Source organism: Haladaptatus sp., from assembly GCF_049589095.1.
In the GTDB taxonomy this organism is placed as follows: domain Archaea; phylum Halobacteriota; class Halobacteria; order Halobacteriales; family Haladaptataceae; genus Haladaptatus.
Genome location: NZ_JBAWAC010000466.1, coordinates 1 through 3542 on the forward strand (window position 1 = coordinate 1; position 3542 = coordinate 3542).

Below are 3542 nucleotides of genomic sequence, written 5' to 3' on the forward strand. Positions count from 1 at the left end.
GTCGCATTCGTCGGTTTCCCCAGCGTCGGCAAATCGACGCTGTTGAACTCGCTCACCGCCGCGGAGAGCGAAGTCGGTTCGTACGATTTCACCACTCTCAACGTAAACCCCGGAATGTTGCAGTACAACGGCGCGAACATCCAACTCCTCGACGTGCCCGGACTCATCGAAGGTGCCGCCCACGGCCGTGGCGGCGGGCAGGAAGTCCTCTCCGTGGTTCGTGCGGCCGACCTCGTCGTCTTCGTCCTCTCCGTCTTCGAAATAGACCAGTACGAACGTTTGCAGGAGGAGCTGTACGAGAACAAGATCCGATTGGACTCCACGCCGCCCAGCATCTCCATCGCCAAGAAGGGCCGCGGTGGCATCCGTGTCACGTCCAGTGCGGACCAGGACATTTCCGAGAACGTCATCAAGGAAGTCCTCCGCGAGCGCGGGTACGTCAACGCGAACGTCACCCTGCGCGAAAAGGTGGACATCGACCGCCTCATCGACGGCATCATGGACAACCGCGTTTACCTCCCGTCGATGGTGACCGTGAACAAGGTGGACCTCATTGAGCACGACTACGCCGAAAAAGTCCGCGGGGAACTCCGCGACCACGACATCGACCCGGACGAAGCCGTGTTCATCAGCGCCGAGAAGGAGAAGGGACTCGACGCGCTCCGGGAGAAGATTTGGGAAGAGCTCGGCCTCATGCGGATCTACATGGACAAACCCGGACGCGGCGTCGATTACGAGGAGCCGCTCGTCCTCCCGAAGGGCAGTACCATCGAGGACGCCTGCAACCACCTCGGCGGTGAGTTGGGGCAGCGGTTCCGCTTCGCCCGCGTCAGCGGTCCGAGCGCCAAGCACGACGAACAGCAGGTCGGCGTGGAACACGAACTCGCGGACGAGGACGTGCTTCGGTTGATTCTTCGGAAATAGGGACGGTTCGGGCGTGTATGCTTGGAGAGTTTTGTGATTACAGTTGCCGAGTGATTGGTTTCGAGAACTTCTGACCGTTCGCTACAAACTGGATTTGGCTCTGTCGTGACTGGGATTTCCGAGCGGCAATGAAACCGCCCCACCACACATCGCCCGCAACGGCCACGCATCTCTCCAGCCGATGCTCCAACGTGTTCAAAAACCTCCGATTTTTCTAAGCCGTGATCGAGGTTGCTAACATCACAGCTCCGGACAAATCATCTCGGAGTGGGGTTAGCCGGAGACGAGATTCAGGCCGACGATTCCCACCACGATCACCCCGATAAACACCATCCGCAGAACGTCGGCGGATTCGTCGAAGAGGACGATGCCGAGCGTCGCCGTTCCAACCGCACCAATTCCAGTCCAGACGGCGTAGGCGGTGCCGACGGGGAGGGTCTGGAGGGACTTCGCCAGCAAGGCCATGCTGACGACGAGGGCGACGACGGTGAAGACGGTGGGCCAGAGTTTCGAGAAGCCCTCGGAGTATTCGAGGCCGATGGCCCACGCGACTTCGAACAACCCGGCGACGACGAGCAGCTTCCACGACATGGTTCGGATTTCGGGACGGGAGGGGGCTATGTCTTCCGTTTCCCAGCCTGCCGAGACCCGTGACTCTTTATGAATTCCTTCTGAACCGTTCACGGAATGAGTGCCGACGAGGTCGACCCGGAGAAGTTGGGGGAGGAAGTGGAACGACCGATGGTTCGGTTGTTCACCGAATACGGGGAGGATGACTACCATTGGTTCATCGTCGGTCTGACAACGAGCCTGCTGTCGCGGTTGCTGTCGCTCGTGCCGCCGCTCGTGCTCGGCGTCGCTATCGATTCGGTGTTCGCCGAGTCGTTCAATAGCAGTGCGTACTCGCTCTATTTCGTCCCTCAGTCGTGGATTCCGACGACGCAGATGGGCCAGTTCTGGTTCTCGGCCGAAATCATGGGCGTGGCGATGGTGCTCGCGGCGTTCTGTAACTTCGCACGGTCGTCCAGTCTGAACCTGTTCTCCCATCGCGTCAAACACGAAGTGCGGACCTCGACCTACCAGTGGATGCAACGGTTGGATATGACCTTCTTCGACGAGCACAAGACGGGCGAGTTGATGAGCGTCCTCAACAACGACGCGAACCGCCTCGAACTGTTCCTCGACAACATGATGGGGAGTGCCGTCCAGTTGTTCGTCCTCATCGTCGGCATCGGCGCGATTCTCTTCCTGACCAGTCCACAACTCGCGCTCGTCACGATGGCCGTTATCCCCGTCGCGGCGCTGTTCACGTGGTGGTTCATGAAGCGCATCGAGAAGTTCTACTCGGGGGTTCGCTCGTCGGTCGGGAACTTGAACACGCGACTGGAGAACAATCTCGCCGGAATCGAGGTCATCAAGACCGCGGGAACGGAGTCGTTCGAGGACGAGCGCGTTCGGAAGGTGTCTTACGATTACTTCCGTCGGGACTGGAAGGCGCTCCGGATGAACTTCATTTATCGACCGGGAATGCAGTTGCTCACCTCCATCGCGTTCGCCGCGACGTTCGTCGTCGGGGGACTGTGGCTCCTCTCCGGCCCACCGCTCGGCTTTTCGGGCGGTACTCTCCGCATTGGCGACCTCGTCACCTTCCTCATCCTCACCCAGCGGATGGTCGAACCGCTCACGCAGATGAGCGAGGTGGTGGACCGCTACGAGGACGCCAAGGCCTCCGCACGGCGCATCTTCGGTCTGCTCTCCATCGAACCGGCCATCACGAGCAGTCCGGACGCCGTGGCGCTGGACGCTGACACCGTGGAGGGGGAAGTCGAGTACGACGACGTGGACTTCGCCTACGAGGACGGCCACGAAGTGCTGTCGGACGTGACGTTCATCGCGGAACCCGGCGAGACGGTCGGCCTCGTCGGGCCGACGGGTGCCGGGAAGTCCACCATCTGCAAGCTCCTCCCGCGCCTCTACGACGTGACGGGCGGCGCGATCCGGGTGGACGGCCACGACGTGCGCGACCTCACGGTCGAAAGCCTGCGCGAGCACATCGGCTACGTCGGGCAGGACACCTTCCTCTTCGACGGCACCGTCGAGGAGAACATCGCCTACGGTGCGTTTGACGCGACCCACGAGGATATCGTGGCGGCCGCGAAGGCCGCCGAGGCACACGACTTCATCACCAACCTGCCGGACGGTTACGACACGCGCGTCGGCGAACGCGGACTGAAGCTGTCCGGCGGCCAGCGCCAGCGCATCTCCATCGCCCGCACGATTCTGGCCGATCCCGAACTGCTCGTGTTGGACGAGGCGACGAGTGCGGTGGACACCGAGACGGAAATGCTCATCCAGCGCAGTCTCGACCGACTCACAGAGGACCGCACGACGTTCATCATCGCCCACCGCCTCTCGACGGTGAAGGGTGCGGACACCATCCTCTCGGTCGAAGAGGGGGAAATCGTGGAGCGCGGTACGCACGAGGAACTGCTCGACAACGACGGACTGTATGCCAACCTCTGGCGCGTGCAGGCCGGGGAGATCGATGCCTTGTCCGAGGAGTTCGTGCTTGAGGCGTCCCGGCGGGCGAGTGCGAGTCAGGTGAGTCGGGAATAGGT

General features: G+C 61.6%; 3 protein-coding genes. 2 read left to right on the top strand and 1 reads right to left on the bottom strand.

The window, feature by feature from the left end:
- The coding region (locus WBV42_RS14540; protein WP_423986670.1) for an OBG GTPase family GTP-binding protein at positions 1-924 on the top strand (924 nt) is incomplete at its 5' end.
- Positions 925-1197: 273 nt separating this feature from the next.
- On the opposite strand, the gene sugE is transcribed toward WBV42_RS14540, so the two are convergent.
- Entirely contained in the window at positions 1198-1515 is a 318-nt protein-coding gene (gene sugE, locus WBV42_RS14545; RefSeq protein WP_423986671.1) for a quaternary ammonium compound efflux SMR transporter SugE, read from the bottom strand.
- Positions 1516-1611: 96 nt separating this feature from the next.
- Here sugE and WBV42_RS14550 point away from each other — a divergent pair, with 96 nt between their 5' ends.
- The gene (locus tag WBV42_RS14550; protein ID WP_423986672.1) at positions 1612-3540 is read left to right on the top strand and encodes an ABC transporter ATP-binding protein; all 1929 of its coding nucleotides are present in this window, start codon (positions 1612-1614) and stop codon (positions 3538-3540) included.
- The last annotated feature ends 2 nt before the right edge of the window (positions 3541-3542 follow it).

Coding starts and splice junctions, on each gene's coding strand:
- sugE (WP_423986671.1), bottom strand. CDS start 1,515: ATGTCGTGGAAGCTGCTCGTCGTCGCCGGGTTGTTCGAAGTCGCGTGG.
- WBV42_RS14550 (WP_423986672.1), top strand. CDS start 1,612: ATGAGTGCCGACGAGGTCGACCCGGAGAAGTTGGGGGAGGAAGTGGAA.